This is a genomic window from Streptomyces sp. NPDC001515 (assembly GCF_053597115.1).
Genome location: NZ_JBSFHN010000026.1, coordinates 22,994 through 47,860 on the forward strand (window position 1 = coordinate 22,994; position 24,867 = coordinate 47,860).

Here is a 24,867-nt window from a genome sequence, read left to right on the forward strand (position 1 = left end):
GAGGGACGGATGATCTGGTACGCCGCGCTGGTGCTGGCCGTGGCGGCCGAACGGCTCGCGGAACTCGCGGTGGCGCTGCGCAACACGCGATGGGCGCGGGCCCGGGGCGGGAGGGAGTCGGGGCGCGGCCACTATCCGGCGATGGTCGCCCTGCACACGGGGCTGCTGGCGGGCTGCCTGGTGGAGACGGGCCTGGCCGGCCGCCCGTTCGTGCCGGTGGTGGGCTGGACGATGACGGCGGTGGTCGTGGCGGCGCAGGCGCTGCGCTGGTGGTGCATCAGGACGCTGGGGCACCGGTGGAACACGCGTGTCGTCGTGGTGCCGGGGCTGCCCCTGGTGACGGGCGGGCCGTACCGGCTGCTGCGCCATCCCAACTACGTGGCGGTCGCCGCCGAGGGGCTGGCGCTTCCGCTGGTGCACGGGGCGTGGGTGACGGCGGTGGTGTTCACCGTGCTGAACGCGGCGCTGATGGCGGTGCGGGTGCGGTGCGAGGAGGCCGCGCTGGCCGCCGCGTCCGGCGGGGGTGCCGCCGCGTGATCGACGTGCTCGTGGCGGGCGGCGGGCCCGCCGGGCTGGCGGCCGCCGTCCGGGCGGCCGGGCTCGGCCTGGAGGCGGTGGTGGTGGAGCCCCGTCCGGTGCCCGTGGACAAGGCGTGCGGCGAGGGCATCATGCCCAGCGGGGTCGCCGCCCTGCGCGCCCTCGGGGTGGAGCCGGCCGGTCATCCGCTGCGCGGCATCCGCTATGTGCGCGGGGCCCGGAGCGCGGAGGCCGACTTCACCGGCGCGGCCGGGCTCGGCGTCCGGCGCACCGTCCTGCACACGGCGTTGTACGAGCGGGCGGTGGCGCTCGGGGTGCGGATGGTGCCGGGGAAGGTCACCGGGGTCCGGCAGGACCGGGACCGGGTCACGGCCTGCGGGCTGACGGCGCGCTGGCTGATCGCCGCCGACGGGCTGCACTCCCCCGTGCGCCGGGGGCTCGGTCTGGACGGCCCGGTGTCCCCGGTGCGGCGCTACGGGCAGCGCCGGCACTTCCGTGTGCCGCCGTGGACCCCGTTCGTGGAGGTCCACTGGTCGGCGCGCGGGGAGGCGTACGTCACCCCGCTGGGCGGGGATCTGGTGGGCGTGGCCGTGCTGAGCCAGGAGCGCCGCGCGCACGCGAGCCAGCTGGCGGACTTCCCGGAGCTGGCCGCCGTGCTGGCCGGCCGGGAGGACGGCCCGGTGCGCGGGGCGGGCCCCCTGCGCCGGCGCGCGCGCACGCCGTGGGCGGGGCGGGTGCTGCTGGCCGGTGACGCCGCGGGCTATGTCGACGCGCTGACCGGCGAGGGCGTGGCGCTCGCGGTGGCGACGGCGCGGGCGGCGGTGGACGCGGTGGCCGCCGGGCGGCCGCAGGACTACCCGGCGGTCTGGGCCCGGCTGACCCGGCGTCACCGCGTACTGACGGCAGCGCTGTTGGCGGTGGCCCGGCGTCCGGGCACGGCCCGGCTCCTGGTGCCCGCCGCCCACCGGGCCCCCGCCGTGTTCCGTACGGCGGTCCGGGCGCTCCAGTAGCGGGCCCCGCGCCGCGGGGCCGGTGACTGCGCACGGGTGGTTTCGGGGCACGACCGGGGCCGGGGCTCCGTCGGAGGGGCTCCGCGCCGGCCGTGGTCCGCGTACCGTGGCGGGACCGTCACGGGAGAAGGGATTCCTCGATGGAATCAGGTCAGCACCCCACCGCAGCATCGGTGTTCGACGCGCTCGGCGCCGACTACGAGCGGGCGTTCGGCGCATCGGCGGGCCACCGCGCCTCGCTGGAGCGGCTGCTCGCGCATCTCGCCCCGGGCAGCCGGGTGCTCGACATCGGCAGCGGCACGGGGCGGCCGACGGCGCAGACGCTGACCGACGCCGGTCACCATGTGCTGGGAGTGGACGTTTCGCCGGTGATGGTGGAGCTGGCCTCACGCCAGGTTCCGGCGGCGGAGTTCCGGTGCGCCGACATCCGCGACGTCCCGCTGGAGGACGCTTCGTTCGACGCGGTGTGCGTGTACTTCGCGCTGCTCCAGCTGTCGCGCGACGAGCAGGCCGGCATCCTGCGGACGGCGGCGCGGGTGCTGCGCCCCGGCGGCCATCTGGTGGTGGCGACCGTGCCGTTGGACGTGGAGGGGGTGGACGGCACGTTCATGGGCCAGGCGGTCAACGTGACCAGCTTCGGCGAGGACGCGTTCCTCGCGGCGGTCGAGAAGGCCGGGTTCACGGTCCTGGACCAGGACAGCATCATGTTCGTCCCGGCGCTCCCGGAGGCGGTCCCGGAGCCCCAGCTGTTCCTGCTGGCGCGCCGGGACTGAGCACCGGGGGGCGGGGCACGGGTGCGGGCCGCTCCCGCACCAGGGTTCACCGGGGGCGGCGGCGGAAGGTGACGAGGTAGACGCCGGCGACGAGCGCCGGGCCGGCGATCAGGAACACCGCTCCCGCCTCGCGCTGACCGTCCCGGTAAGCGTCGAGATCCTCGTCCGTCACGGGCCGGGGGGCCGAGCGGCGGTTGCCCGGCTCCGAGGGCCGGGTGAGGCACTGGCCGTCGACCATCACGCCCTCGTCCCCGCACCGCAGGCCGCGCTGGGGAAGGAGGAAGAACAGCGCCCCGAGGAGGAGCGCCGCGGCCCCGATCGCGCAGGCCAGGTGCCGCACGTCGTCGAATCTGCCGTCAGCCATGCCGCCACCCGCCCCCCCCCTTCGGGGCGGCGACGGGTCGCCGCACGCCCCCCGGCCCGCCGGTCCACCGCCGGAAAGCGCGGAACACCCCTTCCGACGCCCCGTGCCGCGCGGCGGTTCCGTCAGGGGTGGGGCGCGTCCCCGTCCAGCCGCGCCGCGTCCAGGGCGGCCGTGAGCCGGTCGAGGCGGGCGCGCAGGTCGTTGATCTCGTCGAGGCCGAATCCGGTGGCGGCGGCGATGCGGCGGGGGACGGACAGGGCCCGCTCGCGCAGGGCCGCGCCCTCCTCCGTGAGGTGCGCGTGCACCGAGCGCTCGTCCGCCGCGCTGCGCTCGCGGCGGACCAGTCCGGCCGCCTCCAGCCGCTTGAGGAGCGGCGAGAGCGTTCCGGAATCCAGGCGCAGGTGCTCCCCCAGGGTCTTGACCGGGAGTGCGCCGTGCTCCCAGAGGACCAGCATCACGAGGTACTGGGGATAGGTGAGTCCCAGGTCCTTCAGGAGCACCCGGTAGACACCGCCGAAGGCGCGTGAGGCGGCGTTCAGCGAGAAGCAGATCTGCCGGTCCAGACGGAGGTGGTCGGCCTCGGTCCCGGCGGTGGCCCCGCCCTGGTCCGGGCGGGCGGGGCTGGGCGTTGCGGTCATGGCTCCCAGCATAGCTCCGCACACCCCATTTGATTGTGCACAATTCAATTGTGTGATTCACTTCGGTGGTGCGGGCGGAACCCCGCCCGCACCAGGACCGAGAGGAACGGTTTCCCATGGACGCGCTCTATACCGCCGTCGCCACCGCCACCCACGGCCGCGACGGCCGCGCCGTCAGCTCCGACGGCCGTCTGGACCTCCAGCTGGCCGTTCCGGCCGAGATGGGCGGCAGCGGCCGGGGCACCAATCCGGAGCAGCTCTTCGCCGCCGGATACGCCGCCTGCTTCGCGAGCGCGCTGGGCGTCGTGGGCCGCCGGGCCGGCGTGGACGTCACCGACGCCGCGGTGACCGGCGAGGTCGGGATCGGCAAGGAGGGCGAGGGCTTCGCCCTTGCGGTCACCCTGCGCGTGGAGCTGCCCGACGCGCTCGACGCGGAGACCGGCCGCGCGCTGGTCGAGCAGGCCCACCAGGTCTGCCCGTACTCGAACGCCACGCGGGGCAACATCCCGGTCGAGCTGGTCGTCGAGTAGCCGCCCTCCGGGGGCGGCGCCGGGACGTCCGCCCGGTCAGCCCGGCAGGGACAGCCCCCGGGAGACCCGGATCGCGCAGGACGTCAGCCCGGCCCTGACCAGGGAGGAGCGGTACATCCGGTCCGACCTGAAGGAGATCCCGAGCGAGCCCACCTGCTCGCCCCGGTACACCGGCACCGCGATGCAGGTCGTCCCCCGCGCGTACTCCTCCCGGTCCATGACCAGCGGCGAGGCGGACGGGGCGTCGAGTTCCCGGAGGAGCGCGTCGCGGTGCGTGAGGGTCCGGGGCGTCAGTCCCGTCAGCGTGTGCCTGGACAGGTACTCGGCGCGCGCCTCCTCGTCCAGTTCGCGCAGCACGCTCTTGCCGAGGGCCGTGGCGTGCCCGGCGTCCTCGAAGCCCACCCAGAGGTCGACCCTGGGGGTGCGGGCGCTGTCGACGATCTCCAGGACCCGGATCTCGCCCTCCTCGTACAGCGTGAGGTAGACGGCGGCGCCGAGATCGTTGCGCAGGGCCGTCAGGGCGGGGCGGACGCGGCTCAGCGGGGCCGGTCCGCCCCCGCGGCCGCCCGCTCCCGGCGCGTCCTCGGCCAGTGCGAAGGTGCCGTCCCCCAGCCGTGCCAGATAGCCGTCCCCGGCCAGCGCGGGCAGCAGCTCCTCGACCGCCGAGGGGGAGAGCCCGGACGCCTGCGCCAGCTGCCGCGCGGTCGCCTCGCCGTGGTACGCCCCGGCCGCCTCCAGCAGGCGGAGCGCACGCCGGGCGGCGGCGACGGGCTCGGGGCCGGGGTGGTCAGCCATGCCCCCAGCATCACCCGGACGCCCGGGACCGGCAACGCGTCCCGGGCGTCCTCCGGCGGGCGCCGGCCCGCCGCGCCTCAGGCGGCCCGCCCCGCGTCCGGCCTGTCCGCCCCGTCCGACCCGTTCTCGTCGGACGGGGCGGCCGGCGCGCCCTCGCCCTTGCGGATCGTGCAGTGCAGGGTGTCGTTCCGGACGTCGGCGACGATCGTGTCGCCCGGATCGGCCTCACCGCCCAGGAGCAGCGCCGCCACCCGGTTGTCCAGCTCCGTCTGGATCGTCCGGCGCAGCGGCCGGGCGCCGAACTCCGGCTGGTATCCGTGGGCGACGAGGAGCTTCGTGGCGGCCTCGGTCACGTCGAGGGTCAGGCCCTGGGCGCGGACGCGGTGCCTGCTGCCGTCCAGCAGATGCTCGACGATGCGGGAGAGATCGTCCTCGGTGAGGCTGTGGAAGACGATGATGTCGTCGATGCGGTTGAGGAACTCCGGCAGGAAGCGCCCGCGCAGGTCGCCCATCAGCTCGTCCTTCAGCTCCGCCGCGTCGCCCTCGTGGCCGAGGATGCGGTGGGCGCCGATGTTCGACGTCATGATGACGACGCAGTGCCGGAAGTCGACCGTACGGCCCTGCGCGTCCGTGAGCCGGCCGTCGTCGAGGATCTGGAGCAGGGTGTTGAACACATCGGGGTGCGCCTTCTCCACCTCGTCGAAGAGCACCACGCTGTACGGCATGCGGCGGACCTTCTCGGTGAGCTGTCCGGCCTCCTCGTAACCGACGTATCCGGGAGGCGCGCCGACCAGCCGGGCGACGGTGTGCTTCTCCTGGAACTCGCTCATGTCGAAGCGGACCATGCGGTCGTCGGCGCCGAAGAGCAGCTCGGCGAGCGTCTTGGCCAGTTCGGTCTTGCCGACGCCCGTGGGGCCGAGGAAGAGGAAGGAGCCGACCGGGCGGTTCGGGTCGCCCATGCCCGCGCGGTTGCGGCGCACCGCCTCGGAGACCGCGGTGACGGCCTCGTCCTGGCCGACGATGCGGGCGTGCATCTCCTCCTCCAGGCGCAGCAGGCGTTCCTTCTCGCCCGCGGTGAGCTGCGAGACGGGGATGCCGGTGCGGCGAGAGACGATGTCGGCGATGTCGGCGGCGGTGACCGAGACGACGCCCTCGCGGCGTTCCTCGATCCCGGCGAGTTCGCCCTCCACCTCGGCGATCCGCCGCTTCAGGTCGGATGCCTTCTCGAACTCCTCGGCGGCGACGGCCTGGTCCTTCTCCCTGCGCAGTTTGGCGAGGCGGTCCTCGCGGCTGACGACCTCGGTGGAGCGGCCCGAGCTGCGCAGCCGGACACGGGCGCCCGCCTGGTCCATCAGGTCGATCGCCTTGTCCGGCAGGAACCGGTCGCTGACGTAGCGGTCGGAGAGTTCGGCCGCCGCGGTGAGGGCGCCGTCGGCGAAGCGGACCTGGTGGTGCGCCTCGTAGGCGTCGCGCAGTCCTTCAAGGATCTGCACCGTCTCCTCGACCGTCGGTTCGGGGATGAGGACGGGCTGGAAGCGGCGTTCGAGGGCGGCGTCCTTCTCGACGTGCTTGCGGTACTCGTCGATCGTCGTCGCGCCGACGACGTGCAGTTCGCCGCGGGCGAGCGCGGGTTTGAGCATGTTGCCCGCGTCCATCGCGCCCTCACCCGTGGCGCCGGCGCCGACGACGGTGTGGAGCTCGTCGATGAACAGGATGATGTTCCCGCCGGACTGCTGGACGTCCTCGATGACCTTCTTCAGCCGTTCCTCGAACTGGCCCCGGTACTGGGCGCCCGCCACCATGCCGGACAGGTCCAGCGAGACGACCCGCTTGTCCTTGAGGCTGTCGGGGACCTCGCCGGCCACGATGCGCTGGGCCAGTCCCTCCACGATGGCGGTCTTGCCGACCCCGGGCTCGCCGATGAGCACGGGGTTGTTCTTGGAGCGGCGCGACAGGATCTCGACGGTCTGCTCGATCTCCTCGCTCCGCCCGACCACGGGGTCGAGCCGGCCGGCGCGGGCCTCCTCGGTGAGGTCCCGGCCGAACTCGTCGAGGGTGGTGGCGGGCTGCTGTCCGCCGGCGGGGGCGCCCTCCGCACGGGCGGCCTGCTCGGTGAGGCCGCGCAGCTTCCCGGGGTCCAGGTCCTGGGCGCCCAGGAAGCGGGAGGCGCCCGAGTCGGGGTCCTCCAGGAGGGCGGCGAGGATGTGCTCGGGGCCGATGTAGGAGACGCCGGCGGCCCGCGATCCCGCGTAGGCGGCGGCGAGGGTCCGCTTGGCCGCCGGGGTGAGGCCCGGCTGCGAGGAGGGTTCGGCCGACTCGCGGGGCAGCACCTCGTCGATGCGGCCCGCGAGCGCGTCGGCGTCGACGCCCGCCCGGGTGAGGAGTCCGCGCGCGGGGTCCACCTGAGTGGCCGCCCACAGCAGGTGCTCGGTGTCGAGGTCGGTGGTGCCGTTCTCGGACGCCTTGCGAGTGGCGAGGCCGAGCAGTTCGTGCGAGGACTCGGTCAGCAGCCGTCCGATCGGCACCCGCTGCACGGCGGGCGGCGAGGAGGCCGGTGACATGCCGAAGAACCGGTCCAGCATCTCGCTGAAGGGGTCGGACGATCCGAAGGGTGAACCGAACGCCATCGACATGGTCAGCTCCAGACGGGCGGCAGGGGGTCGCCTCCCACTGAAACCCGAGGCCCACGCCTGCGCAAACGGAGAGGAACCGCCGCCCGGGACCGTTCGGCGGCCCCGGGCGGCGGCCCTCAGAGTCCGATGTCGCGGCTGCTCAGATCGGCCAGGGTCTCCCGGCGCACCAGCAGCCGGGCCCGGCCGTCGCGGACGGCGACGACGGGCGGGCGGCCCACGGCGTTGTAGGTGGAGGCCATGGACAGCTGGTAGGCCCCCGCCACCGGTACGGCGATCAGGTCCCCGGGGCGCACGTCCGCCGGCAGTTCTGCGTCGGCGGCGAGGACGTCGCCCGCCTCGCAGTGCCGTCCGACGACGGTTACCGCGCACGGGCCGACGGTGGAGCGGCGGCCTATGAGCCGGGGCGCGTAGCGCACCCCGTACAGCGCCGGGCGGGGGTTGTCGCTCATCCCGCCGTCCACGGCCACGAAGACGCGTGGGCCGCTCCGCTTGACGGCGAGGACGCGGTAGACAGCGACGCCTGCGGGGCCGACCAGGGCGCGGCCCGGTTCGACGGTGAGCCGGGGGACGGGCAGTCCGACGGCGGCGCACTCCTCCGACAGCGCGGCACGCATCCGGGTGCTGAGGTCCCTGATGTCCTGGGCGGGCTCGCCGGGGCGGTGGGCGACGGCGTGGCCGCCGCCCATGTCGAGTTCGGGCAGGACGGTCCCGTGCCGGTCCCGGATCAGGGCCAGGACGCCGACGGCCCGGCGCAGTGCGGTGAGGTAGGGCGCGGTGCCGGGAATCTGCGAGCCGATGTGGCAGTGCAGTCCGGCCAGTTGGAGCCGGGTCTGGCCGAGGACTCGGGAGACGGCGTGCAGGGCGCTGCCGTCGGTGAGGGAGAGGCCGAACTTCTGGCCGTCCGTTCCGGTGCGGACGGCCGCGTGGCCGCCGGCCTCGACGCCGGGGACGACGCGCAGGAGCACCTTCTGCCGGTCGCCGTGCGGGACGAGTGCGGCGAGACGGGCGATCTCCCCGGTGCTGTCGATGACGATGCGGCCGACGCGCAGGCGCAGGGCGGTGGCCAGGTCCTCGGGGGTCTTGGCATTGCCGTGCAGAAGGACGCGGTCGGGCGGGAAGCCGGCGGTGACGGCGAGCTCCAGCTCGCCGGCGGAGCAGACGTCGAGGCCGAGTCCCTCGTCGCGTATCCAGTGCACGAGGGCGCGGCACAGGAAGGCCTTCGCGGCATAGGCCACCTCGGCGCCGGGGAAGGCCTCGCGGTAGGCGCGGCAGCGGCGGCGCACCTCGTCCTCGTCGAGGAGGTAGAGGGGGGTTCCGAAGCGTTCGGCGGTGCGGGCAAGCGACACCCCGGCGACGGCGACGTCCCCGTGGCCGGTGACGCGGGCGGAGGCGGGCCAGACGGAGAGTCCGGCCGGGGGACGGGTACGGGTCGCCGTGGCGGTCCCCGTGGGTTCTGGGGTCATGGCGGGTTCCTCGGCGGGTCAGGCGCTCGGGGCGGGCACGAGGGGCGGGGCGGCGGGGACCCGGACGGGAGCGGGGCCGTGGGGACCTCGGGCCGGGCGGGCGGCCGGCGTCCCGGCGGGGGCGGGGGCCGCGAGGGGCGGGTCGACGACGAGGCCGACGCCGTCGAGCGGGGCGAGGAGGGAGCGGAGGGCCGCTTCGGAGAGCCGGGTCCAGTCCTGCCGCCGGCCCAGGGTCCGGGTGAGGCGCGGTGCGCTGGTGAAGGCGACGGCGGTGCGCGCGCCCAGCGGCGTGCGGAACAGGCGGATGCGGTCGGCCGGGTGTCCACACCGGACCGGAACGTACAGCGCTCCGGTCCGGCCGGTTCGCAGCGGGTCGGGGTCCTCGGCGCGCGGGTGGTCGTTCATGGCTCTCCTCGTGGGGCGTCGCGTCGGCCCGGTCGGCCGGACGCTCTCCTGTGACGCTAAATCCGCCGTGGGGCCGGTGGGTGTTCCGTTGACGTTGCCCTGATCCATAACGGCCGCTCCCTGACGTGGGTTTGACGTGGCCGGATCCACCCCACCCTTCCCACCCACTTAGGTTAGGCTCGGCTAATTAACCGACCCGAGGGAGTGGGCCATGGAACCGGCCGGTGCGCACCACCGTGTGATCGTCGTCAAGTTCGGCGGCAACGCGATGGTCGACGCGCGTCTGCAACGGCACTTCGCCCGGGACGTCGTGGAACTGCGGCGACGCGGACTGCGCCCGGTCGTCGTGCACGGCGGTGGTCCGCAGATCAGCGCGATGCTCGACCGCCTCGGCCTGGAGACGCGCTTCGAGGCGGGGCTGCGGGTGACCACGCGGGAGACGATGGACGTGGTCCGCATGGTGCTGTCCGGACGCATCCAGCGGGAGCTGGTCGGGGAGATCAACGCCCACGGGCCGTTCGCCGTGGGGCTGACGGGCGAGGACGCGCACACCATGACGGCCGTACGGCGCACGACGGGGCCGGACGGCCGGCCGGTGGACCTCGGGCTGGTCGGGGACGTCGTGGACGTCAACCCTGGGATGGTGCGAGGGCTGCTGGACCGGGGCCACATCCCGGTCGTCTCCCCCGTCGCCCGGGGCGAGGACGGACGGGTCTACAACGTCAACGCCGATCTGGCCGCCTCGGCGCTGGCCGTGGCACTGGGGGCCGAGCGGCTGGTCGTGCTGACCGATGTCGCGGGGCTGTACGCGGACTGGCCGCACAGCACCGAGGTGATCGGGCTGCTCACGGCGGACGCGCTGGCCGGGCTGCTGCCGGGGCTGGCGAGCGGGATGCTGCCGAAGATGGAGGGCTGCCTGAGGGCGGTGCGCGGCGGGGTCGGCCGGGCCAGGGTGGTCGACGGCCGGGTGGAGCACGCGCTGCTGCGGGGCGTCGCGGACGAGGAGGGGCACGGCACGACCGTGGTCGCCGGCAGCGCCGCCCCCTCCCCCGCCCTCACGGCGTAACACCCGTGCTCACAGGGCCCGTCGGAGAATCCGGGCGCCGCGCCGGGGGTCCAGCTCGCACACCCAGGCACGCGGTGCCCGGTCCGGTTCGGCGGAGGCGAACCCATGGCGGCCGAAGAGCCGGCCGTCCCCGGTCGTGGCGGTGAACAGCGCGGTCAGCGACCGGGAGCGCGCCCGGTCCAGGGCGGAGCGCAGCAGTGCCCCGCCCAGACCGCCGCCCTGCCGCCCGGCGGCGACGCAGAAGTTGTACAGGACGCCCGCGCCGCCCTCGGCGCCGTCGGGGCCGGCCGGGTACACCCGCAGTCCGACACAGCCGTCGAGGCCGCCCCGCGGCCCGCACACCACCAGGAAGTCGGCCGCGCGCGCCGCGTACAGGGACGCCGGTCGCTCGCGCAGGGCGCCGCTGCGCACGAACGGCCGGGAGAGCGCGGCGAGTCGGGCGGCGTCGCGCGGCCAGGCCCGCCGCACGACCGGGGCGGGTGCGAGGGGCGGAGCGAGGCGCAAGGTCAGCGCTCCACGGGCGTGACGAGCGAACGGGGCCGCAGATCGGTCCAGTTGGCCTCGACGTACTCCACACAGGCCGCGCGGGTGTTCTCCGGGAAGGCGACCGTCCAGCCGCCCGGCACCTGCGCGAAGGACGGCCACAGCGAATGCTGGCCCTCGTCGTTGACCAGGACCAGGAACCGGCCGTCGGGGTCGTCGAACGGATTGGTGCTCATACGGACGTGCCTCCTCGGAACGGACAGGGAGGTCAAACTTAGGTTAGGCTCCCCTTAATTGAGAGGAGCTTAGCTCCTCCCCTTTCCCTTCCACAAGGAGACAGCGATGCCCCCGGAAACCGAACGGCTCCGGCCGTGACCGCCGCAGCGGACTCCCCCTTCGCCGCCTTCGGCCTGTCCGGCGTCCCGGGCTCGGACGCCTTCTGGGCGGCGGCCCGCACCCCGGCGTACGCCCCGTCCGGCGAGGGCTGGACCGCCCTGTTCCTGTGGCGCGGCCCGGCGCCCGCCGCCCTCTGCTTCGAGGGCGTGCCCGAGCCGCTGCCGCTGCGCCGCCGGGAAGGGACGGACTGCTGGTACGCGGAGGTGGAGCGGCCCCGGCGGCTCCGGTCCACCTACTGGTTCCTCGTGGACGGCGACGCGTACGCCGATCCGTCCAACCCGGCAGGGGCGGGCCCGGACCGTTCGCTCACGGCGACCCCGGACACCCCGCCCTCGCCGTACTGGCCGCTCGTGGGCGCCGACGACGTCCTGCCGCTGCCGCTCACCCGGCTGCGCTGGAACAGCGCGCGCCTCGGCGGGCGGCGCACCGTGCGCGTCCATCCGGTGGCCGGGGGCGGGCCGGTGGTGCTGCTGCTCGACGGAGATGACTGGCTCCATCTCCATCCGGCCATGACCGCGTTCGACGCGGCGGCCGGGGCCGGGGCGATGCCCCCCGTCACGCTCGTCTTCCTGCCCGCGAAGGACCGGGCCGCCGAGTTCACCTGCCGGCCCGCCCTGTGGGAGGCCGTCCGCGACGAACTGCTGCCGCTGGTCGCCGGATCGGGCGTGATCGCGGAGACGGACCGGACGGTCGTGGCCGGACAGAGCCTCGGCGGGCTCTCGGCGCTGTACGCGGCGCTGGAGTTCCCCGGTCTCGTCTCGCGCGTCGCCTGCCAGTCGGGCTCCTTCTGGTGGGGCCCCGGGGTCATGGACCTGCCCGATCCGCTGGGCGGGCCGGCGGGCGGCGCGCTCGCCGCGCGGCTGCGGGAGCGGCCCGGTCTGTCCGGGCTGCGGATCGCCTTCGACGTGGGCGAGCACGAGGAGCGGATGCTGCCGCACTGCGCCCCGGTGGAGGCGCTGACCGAGGAGGCCGGCGCCACCGTACGCGTCTCGCGCTCGCCGTCCGGTCACGACCGCGCGGGCTGGCGGCACGCCCTGCTCCGGGACGTCGCCTGGGCGCTCGGCTGAACCGGGCCCCCACCGGCCGGGGCCGGGGCGCCGCGCGGCGCCCCGGCCCCGGTCACCGGGCGACCGCCCGGCAGTACGCCTCGTCGCGGGCCAGGAGGTTGCGGTGGGTGTCCTCGGCCGCGACGACGCCGTCGTCCAGGACCAGCACCCGGTCGGCGGCGTCCAGCACGGCCGGGCTGCTGGTGAGCACGACGGTGGTGCGGCCCCGCCGCAGCGTCGCCAGATTGCGCGCGATGAGCTGTTCGGTGACCGCGTCCACGGCGGTCGTCGGGTCGTGCAGCACCAGGATCTCGGCGTCGGCGGCGAGCGCGCGGGCCAGCGAGAGGCGCTGGCGCTGGCCCCCGGAGAGGTTGGCGCCCCGGTCGCGCACGGCGTGGTCCAGTCCCTCGCGGTGCAGCGCCACCACATCGGTGAGCATCGACGCCTCCACGGCCTCCGCCACGTTCCGCGCGGTGCCCGAGGGGTCGATGTTGCTGCGCAGGGTGCCGGCGAAGATCTCCGCGTCGGACGGGTTCACCAGCAGATGCCCGCGCACCGCCTCGGCCGAGAGGTCCGCGAGCGGCACACCGCCGAGGCGCACCTGCCCCTCGTAGGCCGCCGGAGGCACGTTCAGGGCCAGCACCGCGACGAGATCGGCGGCCGCGCGCGGACGGTAGGCGGTGATCGCGACGAACTCGCCCTGCGCGACCCGTAGTTCCAGTCCGCGCAGCTCTCCGTGGCTGACCCCGTCGAGCTCCAGCCCGCCGCCGGGCGGCGGGCCGTCCGTCCCCGGCTCCGCGAGCGGCGGCGCGCCCAGGACCAGGGCCATCCGCTCGGCGGACGCGCGGGCCATCATGACGTACTTGGGCATCTCCGAGAACATCTTCAGCGGTTCCATGATGAACTGCGCCAGGCCCACCGCCATGACGAGTTCCCCGATGGTGATCCGCCCCTCGAAGGCCAGCCAGCCGGCCGTGAGGGTCACGGCGGCGGCGAGGGCCGCGTTCAGCGCGAGGGCGACGCCCGCATAGGCGCCGTTGATCCGGGCGACGGTGACGGCCTGGCGCCTGGCCTCCGCGCTGACCTCGCGGTAGGAGACGTACGCGGCGTGGTTGCCCCCGAAGCCGTGCAGCGGGCGCAGCCCCGTGATGAGGTCCGCGACCTTGGCGCCGGCGCGGGCGACCCGGGCCTGCTGCTCCTGGGTGCTCGCGCCGATCCGCCGGGACATCACGCTCAGGATCGACAGGATGACGACGGTCCCCACGATCACCAGCAGGCCCAGGCGCGGGTCCGCGAGGCCCAGGGCGACCGCCGCGACGAGCACCGCGACCAGGGAGCTGATCAGCAGCGGCACCACCTCGATGATGTCGGCGGTCGAGTCCGCGTCCTCGGTGGCGACGGTCAGCACCTCGCCGGACTTCAGACCGATGTCGCGGCCCACGGGCTCCAGTCCGCAGGAGGCGACCTGGACCCGCCAGCGGTGCGCCTCGGTCGTGTTGGCCTTCTGGAGCACCCGCATGCCGAAGCGCCAGGACAGCGACACCGTCGTGATGATGACGGCCAGCGCCCCGATCGCGAGCCCCAGCGAACCGGCGCTCCGCTCGCGCAGGGTGTGCTCGACGATCAGGCCGAGGGCGATGGGGAAGGCCGTCTCCCCCGCCTGGTAGAGCCCCATGAGGATGGTGCCCCGGGCCATGGCGCCGATGTTGCGGCGCAGCGCGGTGCGCAGGATGGCGGCGCCCTGGGCGGTCCGCCGCTTGTCAGGAGTGTGCATCGAGGTGACCGGCAATCGCTTCGGGGGTGCGCAGGGTGAGCAGTTCGCGGATCGTGATCACCGGACCGTACTCACGGCGCAGCAGCCCGACCAGCCGGACCGCGACCATGGAGTGTCCGCCGAGGGCGACGAAGTCGCTGACCGCGCCGACCTCGTCGTCGTCCAGGTCCAGCGCCTCGGCGAAGAAGGCGCAGACCTCGGTCTCGGTTCCGGGGCGCGGCGCCCGGTCGGCGGTGCCGGTCAGGACGCCCAGGGGCCGGGCGGGCGGGAGGGCCTTGGTGTCGGCCTTGCCGTTGACGGTCAGCGGGATCCGGTCGACCTCCGCGTAGTGGGTGGGGCGCAGGAAGTCGGGGAGCGAGGCGCCCACCTCGGCGGCGACGTCGGCCAGTTCCGCCCCGTCGAGCACCAGATAGGCGGCGAGCAGATACGTCCCCTCGGTCGTGGGGTCGGGCTGGGCGACGGCGGCGGCGAACCGCACCGCCCGGTGGGCGGCGAACGCGGCCTCCACCTCGCCGGGTTCCACCCGGTGGCCCCGGATCTTGACCTGCTGGTCGGTGCGGCCCAGATAGCTCAGGTTGCCGTCGGGGCGCCGCACGACCAGGTCGCCGGTGCGGTACATGCGGGTGCCGGGCGCGGCGAACGGGCAGGCGACGAAGCGTTCGGCCGTGAGCGCGGGCTGTCCCAGGTAGCCGCGGGCGATGCCCACGCCGGAGACGTACAGCTCGCCCGGCGCCCCGTCCGGCAGCGGGCGCAGCCACGGATCGAGCACGTACACCTCGGTGTTGTCGATCGGGACGCCGACCACCGGGTCGGGGCATTCGAAGGTGCCGACGCCGAGAGTGTTGATGGTGTATTCGGTCGGCCCGTAGAGGTTGTAGCCGACCGTGCCCGGTGTGGTGGCGAGCCGCTGCCAGAGGGACGGGGTGACGGCCTCGCCGCCCAGCAGCACCAGGGCGGGCCGCCGCTCCGGGTCGTCGAGCAGTCCTTCCGCGACCAGCTGTCCGGCGTAGGTCGGGGTGACGTTGACGACGTCGATGCCGTGCTCCCGGCAGTAGGCGACCAGCCGGGGCGCGTCGCGGCGCAGTTCCTCGTCGCAGATGTGCACCTCGTGGCCGTCGGCCAGCCAGAGCAGTTCCTCCCAGGACATGTCGAAGGCGAACGACACGGTGTGCGCGATGCGGAAGGTGCGGTGGCCGTGCTCGGCGAGGACCGGTCGGAAGATCCGCCTCTGATGGTTGATCAGCATGTTGGTGAGTCCGGCGTACTCGGTCACCACCCCCTTGGGCCGGCCCGTCGAGCCCGAGGTGAAGATCGTGTACGCGGGGTGGCGCAGCCGGTCCGGGTCGTCCGGGTCGAAGGTGCGCAGCGGTTCGGCGGGCGGCAGCGGGCGGTCCAGTTCGATGAGGTCGCCGGTCAGTCGGGGGGCGACCGCGCTCACCGTGAGGATCGTGTCGGGGCGGGCCTCGTCGAGGATCGCGGCGATCCGCTCGTCCGGGTGGTCGAGTTCGAGGGGGACGTAGGCGGCTCCGGTCCGCAGGACGGCGAAGAGCGCCACGAGGGAGTCGAGGGAGCGCGGGACGGCCAGGGCGACGGTCCGCTCGGGCCCGATGCCGCGTGCGGCGAGCACCCCCGCGAGGGCCCGGCTGCGGTCGCGCAGTCCGCCGAAGGTGAGGGTCGCGCCGTGGGCCACCAGGGCGGTCCGCTCGGGGTGCCGGTCGGCCGCCGCGTCGAAGCGGTCGACGACGGTGTCCGTGCCGATGTCCGTGGCCTCGGCGGGAGCCGCGAGGGTGCCGAGTCCGGGGAGGGCGCCGAGCGGTCCGGTGGCGTCCGCCAGGTCCTCCAGGACCCGCAGATAGCCGTCGAGCAGGTGCCGGGCCCGCTCCGGGTCGTCCTCGCGGTGCTCCAGCTTGACGGTGAGCCGTTCGCCGGGGGTGACGACCCAGGTGAACGGGTAGTGCGTCGAGTCGTCGGCGTGTACGGAGGTGATGCCGTGGCGGGCGTTCATCGCGGCGAGCGCGTCGAGGTCCAGGAAGTTCTGGAGCACGAACAGGTTGTCGAACAGGGTGTCGTGCCCGGCGGCCCGCTGGATCTCGCCGAGCCCCAGGTGCTCGTGGTCCATCGCCGCGGCCCGGCTCTCCTGGATGCCGGTCAGATACTCCCGGACGGTGGCGTCGGGCCGGGCGCGGGTCCACATCGGCACGGTGTTGAGCAGGACGCCGACGATGTCGGAGAGCCCCTCGCCGTCGCGGCCCGAGACGGTCACGCCGAACACCGCGTCGGAGCGTCCGGTGTGCGCGCCGAGCAGCAGTCCGAACGCACCGGTCAGCACCGTGTTCAAGGTGACGCCGTGGGCCCGCGCGGCCGTGCGCAGCCGGTCCGAGAGCGCGGCGGACAGCGTGCGCACGAGCGGAACGGGCAGCGTGCCGGTGAGGACGGGCCGGGCACCGGCGAGCAGGGTGGGCCCGCTGAGCGGGGCGAGGTGCGCGGCCCAGAAGCCTTCGGCGGCGGACGGGTCGCGGCGGGCAAGGGCCCGGACGTGGTCCTCGAAGCCGGGCCGGGCCGGGGCCGTGTCCAGCGGTTCGCCCGCCAGGACGCGGCGGTATGCCTCGAAGAGGTCGCGCAGCAGGATCTCCCGCGACCAGCCGTCCCACAGGAGCAGGTGGTAGCTCAGCAGCAGGGTGTCGCACCCGCCGGGGAGCCGCAGCACGGTGAGCCGCACCAGCGGCGGGCGCGCGGGGTCGAAGCCGGTGGTGCGGTCCTCGGCGCACAGGGCGTCCGCCTCGGCCGGGCCGTCCACCTCGACGACGCGGACCGGGACGCGCCGCCCCGCCCCGAGGAGCTGCACGGGGGTGCCTTCGTCGTCGGTGGCGAATCCGGCGCCGACGCCGGGGTGCCGGGCGATCACGGCCGCCATGGCCTCGGCGAGCGCGTCGGGGTCCAGGCGCCGGTCGAAGGCGAAGCGGCTCTGGGCCACGTAGTGGCCGGCGGTGTCCGCGTCCGCCAGCTGGGCCTGGAAGTACAGGCCGCGCTGGAGGGGGCCGACCGGCGCGGTGCGCTCGGCCGTCGCGGCGGCGTCCGCGATCTCCTCCAGCGCGCTCCGCCAGTGGGCGGCCGGGTCGCCGGGGAGGGTGTCGGCCAGGAGGAAGGAGGCGTGCAGCGATCCGGTGGTGTCGTCGGTCCAGGCGTTGACCTCGACGGCGTACGGCGCGCCCTCGTCGGCGCCGGTGATCGCCGGCGCCCGGGACTCGCCGCCCCGGCCGAGGTAGTTGAAGAGCACCTGCGGGCGGGCGGTGAGCAGCGGGGCCGTCTGCGGGTTGAGATAGCGCAGTTGGCCGTACGCGAGGTGGCCCTCCTCGTCCGGCTGACGGGCGGTCAGCTCGCGGGCGGCCTCGATCGGGTCGGTGTGCGCGGTGAGGCGGACCGGGGCGATCGCGGTGAACCAGCCGACGGTACGGCTGTAGTCGTGGTGGTCCGCGACGGGGACCCGGCCGTGCCGCTCCAGGTCGATCGCGAGATCGGTGGGCGTGGCCTGGATCCGGGTCAGGGCGGTGCGCAGGGCGCCGCAGAGCAGTTCGGTCAGGCCGAGGCCCAGGGCGGCCGGCGCGGTGCGGGTCACCCGGTCGCTGGTCTCCGGGTCGAGGACCACGACGCTCTCGCGCAGCCCGGTCACGGCGGGCAGCAGCGGGGGCGCGGCGAGCGCGGCCATCCAGGGGGCGGGGTCTCCGCCCGCCGCCGAGGCCCGGGTGCTCAGCGCCTCGGCGTACTCGGCGTAGGACGTGGTGGGCGGGGCGAGCGGCGCCCCGCGCAGGGCCGTGTCCAGGTCGTCCAGCAGGATCAGCCAGGAGACCGCGTCCACGGCGAGGTGGTGCGCGGTGACGACCAGGGTCCGGCTCGCGGCGAGCCAGGTGAACGCGACGGTCTCGCCCCGCTCCGGATCGAGCCGCCCGGCGGCCTCGTTCGCGGCGGCGGTCGCGTCGTCGGCGTGCGTGGCGGTGGCGTCCCCGGCACCGGGCCGCGCGAGAAGGACCGGGCGGGGGGCCTCGGTGCGCAGGGACCAGACGCCGTGGCGTACGTCCAGGGCGAGGCGGAGCATGGGGTGGGCGGCCACGACGGTGTTCACGGCGCGCTCGATGTCCGCGAGGGAGACTCCCCCGGGGACGGTCAGGGCGCGGGCCTGGGCGAACCGGGCGAGGGAGCCGCCGAGTTCGCGCCGGCGCAGCATGACCGGGGTCGGGACGAGCGGTCCGTCCGCGCGGTGGGCCGGGGCGGCGGGGGCGGACCCCGGTGTCCGCGCAGCGAGCGCGGCGGCGAGCGCGCGCGGGGTCTTGTGGAGGAAGACGTCCCGGGGCGCGATGGCGAGGCCGAGGGCGCGGGCCCGGTTGATCACGGTGATGGCGAGGATGCTGTCGCCGCCGGCCGCGAAGAAGTCGGTGTCGGCGTCCACGTCGGCGTCCGGCAGCCCGGCGGCGAAGACCTCGGTCAGGGCGTCGAGCGCCGCGCCGTCCGGCGCGGCGGGCGGGCCGGCGTCCGGGGCGGCCGGGTCCGCGTCGCGGGCGGCGGCCTCGGCGAGCGCCCTGCGGTCCAGCTTGCCGTTGACGGTCAGGGGCAGCGCCTCGATCCGGCGCGTGCGGCCCGGCACCATGTGCGCGGGCAGCGCGGCGGCCAGCAGGGCGGTGAGGTCGTCCGGCACCCGGCCGACGACATGGGCGACGAGATGGTCACCGGCGTCCGCCACGGTGACGGCGGCGTCGGTGACGCCCTCCAGCGACCTGATCACGGACTCGACCTCGCCGAGCTCGATCCGGAAGCCCTTGAGCTGGACCTGGTCGTCGGCGCGTCCGGCGAACTCCAGCTCCCCGTCCAGGGTGCGGCGCGCCAGATCGCCCGTGTGGTACATCCGGGAGCCGTCGGCGGCGAACGGGTCCGCGACGAAGCGGCCCGCGGTCAGCCCGGTCCGGCCGAGATAGCCCAGCGCCACCTGGTCGCCCGCGACATAGATCGCGCCCACCCGGCCCGGCGGGACGGGGCGCAGCCGCTCGTCCAGGAGGTGCGTCGTCAGACCCGGGACCGGTCCGCCGATGGGGCTGACGCCGGCGCCGAGGTCGTCGTCACGAAGGACCCGGTGGGTGACGTGGACGGTGGTCTCGGTGATGCCGTACATGTTGACGAGTTCGGGCCGGGCCGTGCCGTACCGCTCGGTCCAGCCGCGCAGCCGCGCCGGGTCCAGGGCCTCGCCGCCGAAGACGATCCGGCGCAGCGAGGTGACCGGCTCGGCGGAGTGCCGGTCGGCCTCGATGAACCGGTAGAAGGCCGAGGGGGTCTGGTTGAGCACGGTCACCCCGCGCTCGCGGACCAGCCGGTGGAAGTCCACCGGGGAGCGCGTCAGGGCGTAGTCCGGCACCAGCAGTTCGCCGCCGTGGACGAGTGCGCCCCACAGCTCCCAGACCGCGAAGTCGAAGGAGTACGAGTGGAACTGGACCCAGACGTCGTGCGGGCCGAAGCCCATGTCGGGCCGGGTGTGCGCGAGCAGCGCCACCACGGCGGAGTGCGGGACGGCGACGCCCTTGGGGCGACCGGTGGAGCCCGAGGTGTAGATGACGTACGCCGGGTCGCCGGGGCCGGGCCGTGCGGCGGCCGGGACGGGTGCTCCGGTGTGCCGTCGCTCCTCGCCCAGCACGAGGACCCGGGCCGGGGAGCCGGTCCGTTCCAGGAGGCGGGCGAAGCGCTCGCGCTGGGCGCGGTCGACCAGGACGGCCTCGGGGGCGGCGTCCTCCAGGACGTACGCCAGCCGCTCGTCGGGGTAGGCGAGGTCGAGCGGGACGTACGCGCCGCCGGCCGAGACGACGGCGAGGAGCGCGACGACCTGGTCGAGGGAGCGCGGCACGGCGACGGCGACCCGGGTGCCGGGGGCCACGCCCGCCGCGCGCAGGGCGTCGGCCAACGCGTCCTTGGCCGTGGCGAGTTCGCCGTAGGTGAGGGAGCGGGTCGTTCCGTCCAGGGCGCACTGGGTGACGGCGACGGCCGCCGGGTCGCGGCGCGCGGCGGTGTCGAACAGCGCGTCCAGGGTGGTCGGGGTGAACGGCTCGGGGCGGCGGACGTCCTCGGCCGCGATCCGCGCGACCGGGGTGTCCGGCCGGGTGAGCAGGGCTGTGAGGGTGCGCAGGAAGCGGTCGAGGAGCGCCGTGGCGCCCTCGGTGCGCAGCAGCGCGCCGTCGTGGATGAGGTTGAAGCGCGGGCGGCCGTCGGCGGTGCGCTCCACGACGAGGGTCAACGGGTAGTGCGGGGCGCCCTCGTTGACGATCCGGGTGATCGCGAGCGTGTCGCCGGGGCGGCGCAGGGCCTCGACGTCGGTGGCGACGTCGAACACCACCAGGGTGTCGAAGCGCGCGCCGGTGCGGCGGCCGAGGGCGGCGGGCGAGACGTGCTGGTGGGGCAGGACGGCGCTCTGGTGCGCCCGCACCCGGGCGAGGAGCTGTCCGGCGGTGGTGGTGGCGCTCCAGCGGGCCCGGACGGGGATGGTGTTGATGAACAGGCCGACCATGTCCGCGATGCCGGGGACGTCGGCGTCGCGGCCGGAGACGGTGGAGCCGAGGACGACGTCGTCGGCGTGCAGCAGGGAGCCGAGCGTCACGGCCCAGGCGCTGTGCACGGCGACGCTCAGGGGCACCCCGGCCGCGCGGACGGCCGCGTCGATGTCGGTCTCCGGGACGCGGACGCAGTCGGCGAAGCGGTCGGAGGGGGTGTGTCCCTCGGCGACGAGCGAGGGACCGGGCAGGCCGGCCAGTTCCTCGTCCCAGACGCGGTCGGCCGCCTCGTCGTCGTGGGCGGCGAGCGCGTGCACGTAGTCCGCGAAGCCGCCGGTGCGGTACTCACCGCCCGGCCGGTGGTACTCGGCCAGCAGGGTGCGCAGCATCGGCGGGACGGACCAGCCGTCGGCCACGATGTGGTGCACGGTCTGGACGAGCACGGTGCGGCCGGGGCCGCCGCGCACCAGGGTGCAGCGCATCAGCGGTCCGGCGGCCAGGTCGAATCCGGCGCGGCGGTCCGCCTCGGCGAGGGCGGCGATCTCCTCGTCGGTGATGCCGGGGCGGTCGAGCACGGTGAAGGGTGCCTCGACGCCGCTCTCCAGGACGGAGACGACCCGGCCGTCCGCGAGGGCGACGAACCGTGCGGCGAGGTTGGGGTACAGCGCGAGGAGCCGGGTGGCGGCCGCGGCGAGCCGGCCGGTGTCCACCTCGCCCTCCAGGGTGAGCAGTTGCTGTTCGACGTAGCTGCCGGCCGCGTCGTCGTCGTAGACGGAGTGGAAGTACAGCCCTTCCTGGAGCGGGGTCAGCGGCAGGATGTCGAGGAGGGCGGGGCCGTCGAGGGCGTCGACGTCGTCCTGGGTGAGCGGGAGCGCGGGGAAGTCGCCGGGTGAGTGGCCGCCGGTTTCGAGGGCGGCGAGTCCGATCAGGGCCGTACGCAGATGGCCGGCGATCGTGGTGATGTCGTCGTCGGTGAAGACGCCGTCGGGCCAGGTGATCGTGGTGACGAGGGCGTATCCGCCGCTGTCGTCGCCGGCCGGTTCGGCGATGAGGTTGAACTCCAGGGCGCGCGGCAGGCGCATGCCGGGGTCGCGCTTCTCGCCGAGTTGTCCGGTGGCCGTGGCGAGCTGCCAGTCCCCGGCGCCGCCGGAGTCGAAGCGGCCGAGGTAGTTGAAGAGGACCTGTGGGGCGGGGGCGTCGAACGGGGTGTCGTGGAGATGGCGCAGCACGCCGTAGGAGAGTCCGTTGGAGGGGACCCGGGCCAGTGCGTCCTTGACGGCCTTGAGGGCGGCGGTGAGGTGGTCGGGGGTGGTGGGGTCGGCGGCGGTGCCGGGGTCGACGGTCACCGGGAACAGGGTGGTGAACCAGCCCACGGTGCGCGAGAGATCGGGCTCGGGTGCGGTGACGAAGCGCCCTTCGCGGCCGTGGCCCTCCAGTTCGATGTGGGCGAAGGTCTGGTCCTGGCCGAGGTCGCGGCGCCACCCGGCCAGGGCCACTGCCAGGGCGGTGAGCAGGACGTCGTTGACGCCGGCGTGGAAGCGGGCGGGGACGTCGCCGAGCAGCGCGGCGGTGGTGGCGGGGTCGAGGGTGAGCGTGCGGGCGCGTTCGCGGGCGACGGTGTCGGAGGCGGTGAGCGCGCGCCGGCCGAGCGGCTGGTCGGTGCCGGGCAGCGGGCGGGCCCAGTGGGCGCGGTCGGCGTCGAAGGCGGTCTGTTCCAGCAGTTCGGTCCAGCGCCTGAAGGAGGTGCCGGCCGGGGTGTCGTCCACGGATTCGCCCGCGGTGCGGCGGCGCCATCCGGCGGCCAGGTCGTCCATGAGGATCCGCCAGGACACGCCGTCGACGACGGTGTGGTGGACGACGATCACGACCTGCCGGTCCGCCGGCCGCCGGACGGCACGCAGCATCACGCCCCGGTCGGGGTCGAGGGCGCGGGTGGCGAGGTCGACGCAGGCGTCGAGGGGGAGGAGGTCGCTGCTCTCCCAGCCGGCCACGGCCTCCTCCGCCCCGGGTATCTCGAAGCCCCAGTGGTCGCCGCGCACCAGCCGGGCGCGGAGCATGGCGTGGCGGCGCACCAGTGCGGTGAGGAGCGTGTCGAGGGCGTCGTCGGTCAGCCCGGCCGGGGTGTTCAGGACCACCGACTGCACGAAGCCGTCGACGGCGTCGGTGGTGGTGCCGAGCCAGCGCACGACGGGCGATCCGCTGACGGTGCCGGTCGGCACGTCGTCGTCGGGGGCGGCGGCAGGTTCCTCGCGGCTCGCCACGGCGGCGAGCGCGCCGACGACGCTGTGGGTGAAGATCTGCCGCGCCGTCACATGGAGGCCCGCCGCGCGCAGGGCGCTCAGCAGCGAGATCGCCAGGATGCTGTCGCCGCCGAGCCGGAAGAAGTCCTGGTCCGTGCCGACCGCGTCGAGGCGGAGCACGGCGGCGACGGCGGCGCAGACCAGGCGTTCGTTCTCGGTGGCGGGGGCGAGGAGAGGGCCGGTGGTGACGACGGGGTCGGGAAGGGCGGCGCGGTCCGTCTTGCCGTTGGCGGTGAGCGGGAACTCGCCGAGGACGACCAGATGGGCGGGGACCATGTACGCGACCATGTGGGCCTCGGCCCAGGCCCTCACGTCGTCGGACGTCAGCTCCTCGTGCCCGGCGGCGGGGATCACGTAGCCGACGAGATAGCTGCCGCCCGCGGTGTTCTTCCGGGCGACGACGCAGCTGTGCCGTACGCCGGGGTGTTCGGCGAGGCCCGCCTCGACGTCCTCCAGTTCCAGGCGCATGCCGCGGATCTTGACCTGGTTGTCGGCGCGGCCGAGGAAGTCGAGCGTGCCGTCGGGGGCGTAGCGGGCGAGGTCGCCGGTCCGGTAGAGGCGTGATCCGTCGGTGGCGAAGGGGTTGGCGACGAAGCGGGAGGCGGTCAGTGCGGGCGCGTTGACGTAGCCGCGGCCCAGGAGGAAGCCGCCGACGTAGAGTTCGCCGCCGACTCCGGTGGGGACGGGGCGCAGTTCGTCGTCGAGGACGTAGAGCCGGGTGTTGGGGTTGGCCCGGCCGATCGAGGTCGACAGGCGTTCGGCGGCGCCCCGGTAGATGACGTGGGAGACCCCGATCGTCGTCTCGGCGGGACCGTAGCCGTGGTACATCGGGATGTCGAGTCGGGTGCGGAAGCGCTCGTACAGCTCGGGGGTCAGCACCTCGCCCCCGCACCACACGTGCCGCAGGCTGTCCAGCCGGCCCGAGTCCCCGGCGATCTCCAGCAGGACGTCCAGCATGGAGGAGACCAGATAGGTGAAGGTGACGCGCTGGTCGGCGATGACGCCGAGAAGGTGGTGCGGGTCGCGTTCGCCGTCGGGGCGCAGGACGACCAGCCGGCCGCCGCACACCAGCGGGAGGAAGATCTCGTTGATGGAGATGTCGAACGAGAGCGGCGCCTTGAACAGCGAGGCGTCGTCGTGCCCGAAGCCCAGGATCTCGTTCACCTGCCACAACAGGCGTTCGCTGATGGCCTCGTGACGGATCATCGCCCCCTTGGGGCGGCCGGTGGAGCCGGAGGTGAAGATGACGTACGCGAGGGCGGGGCCGGGGATCGTGACCGGGGGCGCCTCGGTGGGGTGGGCGGTGAAGCCCCAGTCCCCGAGGTCGACGGCGACGGCCGGCGGTTCGTCCGGGGCATGGCTGCCCGAGCTGTTGAGCTGGAGCACGACGCGGGCGTCCTCGACGACGACGGCCCGGCGGGCGGCCGGCCAGCGCGGATCGAGGGGGACGAAGGCGCAGCCGGCCTGGAGTACGCCGAGCAGGGCGACGACCATGTCGGCGGAGCGGTCCAGGGAGATGCCCACCACCTGTTCGGCGGCCAGTCCGCGCTCCCGCAGATGGTGGGCCAACTGGGCGGACATCTCGGCCGTCTGACGGTAGGTCAGGCTACGGTGCTCGTCGGTGATCGCGACGGCGTCGGGGCGCTCCCGCGCCCGGTCGCGGAACATCTCGACCAGAGTGGGCCGTTCGCGGTCGGCGTCGGTGTCGTTCCATGCGGCGAGCGCGGCGAGGCGTTCGGCGCGCCCGGAGGGGCCGACGGTGCCGAGCGGGCGGTCGGGAAAGTCCGCGAGGTCGTCGAGGGCGCGCTGCGCCTCGGACAGGTCGACACCTTCGGGGACGGCGACGGTGCGGGCCTCCGGGTCGGCCTCCCAGCCGGCGGGGGCCCGACCGCCGTTGCCGGCCCAGCCGATGACGTCGGCGAAGAGGGTGGCGGGGGTGAGGTCGATGCCCTCGGGGCTCCGGCCGGTCGCCCAGTGGGAGAGGGCGATGGCGCATGCCTCGGTCAGGGCCCGGTCCGTGTGCTCCCCGGTCCGGCGGCGCAGATCCGCCAGTCCGGGGTCGGAGAGCCGTACGAGACGAGCGACCGGTTCCATCATGGTAAGACTCCGCTTCCCCATCCGAGATATGCG

Annotated in this window: 16 protein-coding genes; 6 read left to right on the forward strand and 10 right to left on the reverse strand. The window is 74.8% G+C overall.

Annotated elements, in window-relative coordinates; translation table 11 throughout:
* Positions 1–9 precede the first annotated feature (9 nt).
* The 3 genes from ACWCXC_RS25650 to ACWCXC_RS25660 all read left to right on the forward strand — a co-directional run bounded on the left by ACWCXC_RS25650 (position 10) and on the right by ACWCXC_RS25660 (position 2,320).
* On the forward strand, positions 10–537 hold the full coding sequence (locus ACWCXC_RS25650; protein ID WP_450890651.1) for an isoprenylcysteine carboxyl methyltransferase family protein: 528 nt from the start codon (positions 10–12) through the stop codon (positions 535–537).
* Complete coding sequence (locus tag ACWCXC_RS25655) at positions 534–1,547, forward strand: NAD(P)/FAD-dependent oxidoreductase (protein ID WP_450890652.1); 1,014 nt, start codon at positions 534–536, stop codon at positions 1,545–1,547. The genes ACWCXC_RS25650 and ACWCXC_RS25655 overlap by 4 nt, the downstream gene beginning before the upstream one ends.
* A gap of 140 nt (positions 1,548–1,687) precedes the next feature.
* A complete protein-coding gene (locus ACWCXC_RS25660) occupies positions 1,688–2,320 on the forward strand; it encodes a class I SAM-dependent methyltransferase (protein WP_450890653.1) in 633 nt (210 codons plus the stop codon).
* Between the two features lie 46 nt (positions 2,321–2,366).
* Here ACWCXC_RS25660 and ACWCXC_RS25665 read toward each other — a convergent pair whose 3' ends face one another.
* The gene (locus tag ACWCXC_RS25665) at positions 2,367–2,684 is read right to left on the reverse strand and encodes a hypothetical protein (RefSeq protein WP_450890654.1); all 318 of its coding nucleotides are present in this window, start codon (positions 2,682–2,684) and stop codon (positions 2,367–2,369) included.
* Between the two features lie 122 nt (positions 2,685–2,806).
* The gene (locus ACWCXC_RS25670) at positions 2,807–3,322 is read right to left on the reverse strand and encodes a MarR family winged helix-turn-helix transcriptional regulator (protein ID WP_450890655.1); all 516 of its coding nucleotides are present in this window, start codon (positions 3,320–3,322) and stop codon (positions 2,807–2,809) included.
* A gap of 116 nt (positions 3,323–3,438) precedes the next feature.
* Between ACWCXC_RS25670 and ACWCXC_RS25675 the strand changes: the two genes are divergently transcribed.
* Positions 3,439–3,852, forward strand: coding sequence for an organic hydroperoxide resistance protein (locus ACWCXC_RS25675; protein ID WP_450679780.1), 414 nt, complete (start codon positions 3,439–3,441; stop codon positions 3,850–3,852).
* A gap of 36 nt (positions 3,853–3,888) precedes the next feature.
* On the opposite strand, the gene ACWCXC_RS25680 is transcribed toward ACWCXC_RS25675, so the two are convergent.
* The 4 genes from ACWCXC_RS25680 to ACWCXC_RS25695 all read right to left on the reverse strand — a co-directional run bounded on the left by ACWCXC_RS25680 (position 3,889) and on the right by ACWCXC_RS25695 (position 9,148).
* Positions 3,889–4,647, reverse strand: a complete 759-nt coding sequence (locus ACWCXC_RS25680) for an IclR family transcriptional regulator (protein WP_450890656.1) — start codon at positions 4,645–4,647, stop codon at positions 3,889–3,891.
* Between the two features lie 77 nt (positions 4,648–4,724).
* Positions 4,725–7,280 (reverse strand): ATP-dependent Clp protease ATP-binding subunit, encoded by a 2,556-nt coding sequence (locus ACWCXC_RS25685; RefSeq protein WP_450890657.1) that lies wholly within the window; start codon positions 7,278–7,280, stop codon positions 4,725–4,727.
* Between the two features lie 116 nt (positions 7,281–7,396).
* A complete protein-coding gene (lysA, locus tag ACWCXC_RS25690; RefSeq protein WP_450890658.1) occupies positions 7,397–8,743 on the reverse strand; it encodes a diaminopimelate decarboxylase in 1,347 nt (448 codons plus the stop codon).
* Positions 8,744–8,761: 18 nt separating this feature from the next.
* The gene (locus ACWCXC_RS25695; protein WP_450890659.1) at positions 8,762–9,148 is read right to left on the reverse strand and encodes an SAV_915 family protein; all 387 of its coding nucleotides are present in this window, start codon (positions 9,146–9,148) and stop codon (positions 8,762–8,764) included.
* A 211-nt stretch (positions 9,149–9,359) separates the two neighbouring features.
* Between ACWCXC_RS25695 and argB the strand changes: the two genes are divergently transcribed.
* Positions 9,360–10,214, forward strand: coding sequence for an acetylglutamate kinase (gene argB / locus ACWCXC_RS25700; protein ID WP_450890660.1), 855 nt, complete (start codon positions 9,360–9,362; stop codon positions 10,212–10,214).
* Positions 10,215–10,223: 9 nt separating this feature from the next.
* On the opposite strand, the gene ACWCXC_RS25705 is transcribed toward argB, so the two are convergent.
* Positions 10,224–10,718, reverse strand: coding sequence for a GNAT family N-acetyltransferase (locus ACWCXC_RS25705; protein WP_450890661.1), 495 nt, complete (start codon positions 10,716–10,718; stop codon positions 10,224–10,226).
* A 2-nt stretch (positions 10,719–10,720) separates the two neighbouring features.
* Positions 10,721–10,933 carry an MbtH family protein gene (locus tag ACWCXC_RS25710; RefSeq protein WP_450679773.1) on the reverse strand — a complete coding sequence of 71 codons (213 nt, stop codon included), beginning with the start codon at positions 10,931–10,933 and terminating at the stop codon, positions 10,721–10,723.
* 135 nt (positions 10,934–11,068) lie between these two features.
* On the opposite strand from ACWCXC_RS25710, the gene ACWCXC_RS25715 reads away from it, so the two are divergent.
* Positions 11,069–12,160, forward strand: coding sequence for an alpha/beta hydrolase-fold protein (locus tag ACWCXC_RS25715; protein WP_450679772.1), 1,092 nt, complete (start codon positions 11,069–11,071; stop codon positions 12,158–12,160).
* 52 nt (positions 12,161–12,212) lie between these two features.
* On the opposite strand, the gene ACWCXC_RS25720 is transcribed toward ACWCXC_RS25715, so the two are convergent.
* Entirely contained in the window at positions 12,213–13,913 is a 1,701-nt protein-coding gene (locus ACWCXC_RS25720; RefSeq protein WP_450890662.1) for an ABC transporter ATP-binding protein, read from the reverse strand.
* Complete coding sequence (locus tag ACWCXC_RS25725; RefSeq protein WP_450890663.1) at positions 13,900–24,834, reverse strand: amino acid adenylation domain-containing protein; 10,935 nt, start codon at positions 24,832–24,834, stop codon at positions 13,900–13,902. Before ACWCXC_RS25725 ends, ACWCXC_RS25720 begins: the two co-directional genes overlap by 14 nt.
* Positions 24,835–24,867 lie beyond the last annotated feature (33 nt).

Coding starts and splice junctions, on each gene's coding strand:
- ACWCXC_RS25650 (WP_450890651.1), top strand. CDS start 10: ATGATCTGGTACGCCGCGCTGGTGCTGGCCGTGGCGGCCGAACGGCTC.
- ACWCXC_RS25660 (WP_450890653.1), top strand. CDS start 1,688: ATGGAATCAGGTCAGCACCCCACCGCAGCATCGGTGTTCGACGCGCTC.
- ACWCXC_RS25665 (WP_450890654.1), bottom strand. CDS start 2,684: ATGGCTGACGGCAGATTCGACGACGTGCGGCACCTGGCCTGCGCGATC.
- ACWCXC_RS25670 (WP_450890655.1), bottom strand. CDS start 3,322: ATGACCGCAACGCCCAGCCCCGCCCGCCCGGACCAGGGCGGGGCCACC.
- ACWCXC_RS25675 (WP_450679780.1), top strand. CDS start 3,439: ATGGACGCGCTCTATACCGCCGTCGCCACCGCCACCCACGGCCGCGAC.
- ACWCXC_RS25680 (WP_450890656.1), bottom strand. CDS start 4,647: ATGGCTGACCACCCCGGCCCCGAGCCCGTCGCCGCCGCCCGGCGTGCG.
- ACWCXC_RS25685 (WP_450890657.1), bottom strand. CDS start 7,280: ATGTCGATGGCGTTCGGTTCACCCTTCGGATCGTCCGACCCCTTCAGC.
- lysA (WP_450890658.1), bottom strand. CDS start 8,743: ATGACCCCAGAACCCACGGGGACCGCCACGGCGACCCGTACCCGTCCC.
- ACWCXC_RS25695 (WP_450890659.1), bottom strand. CDS start 9,148: ATGAACGACCACCCGCGCGCCGAGGACCCCGACCCGCTGCGAACCGGC.
- argB (WP_450890660.1), top strand. CDS start 9,360: ATGGAACCGGCCGGTGCGCACCACCGTGTGATCGTCGTCAAGTTCGGC.
- ACWCXC_RS25710 (WP_450679773.1), bottom strand. CDS start 10,933: ATGAGCACCAATCCGTTCGACGACCCCGACGGCCGGTTCCTGGTCCTG.
- ACWCXC_RS25720 (WP_450890662.1), bottom strand. CDS start 13,913: ATGCACACTCCTGACAAGCGGCGGACCGCCCAGGGCGCCGCCATCCTG.
- ACWCXC_RS25725 (WP_450890663.1), bottom strand. CDS start 24,834: ATGATGGAACCGGTCGCTCGTCTCGTACGGCTCTCCGACCCCGGACTG.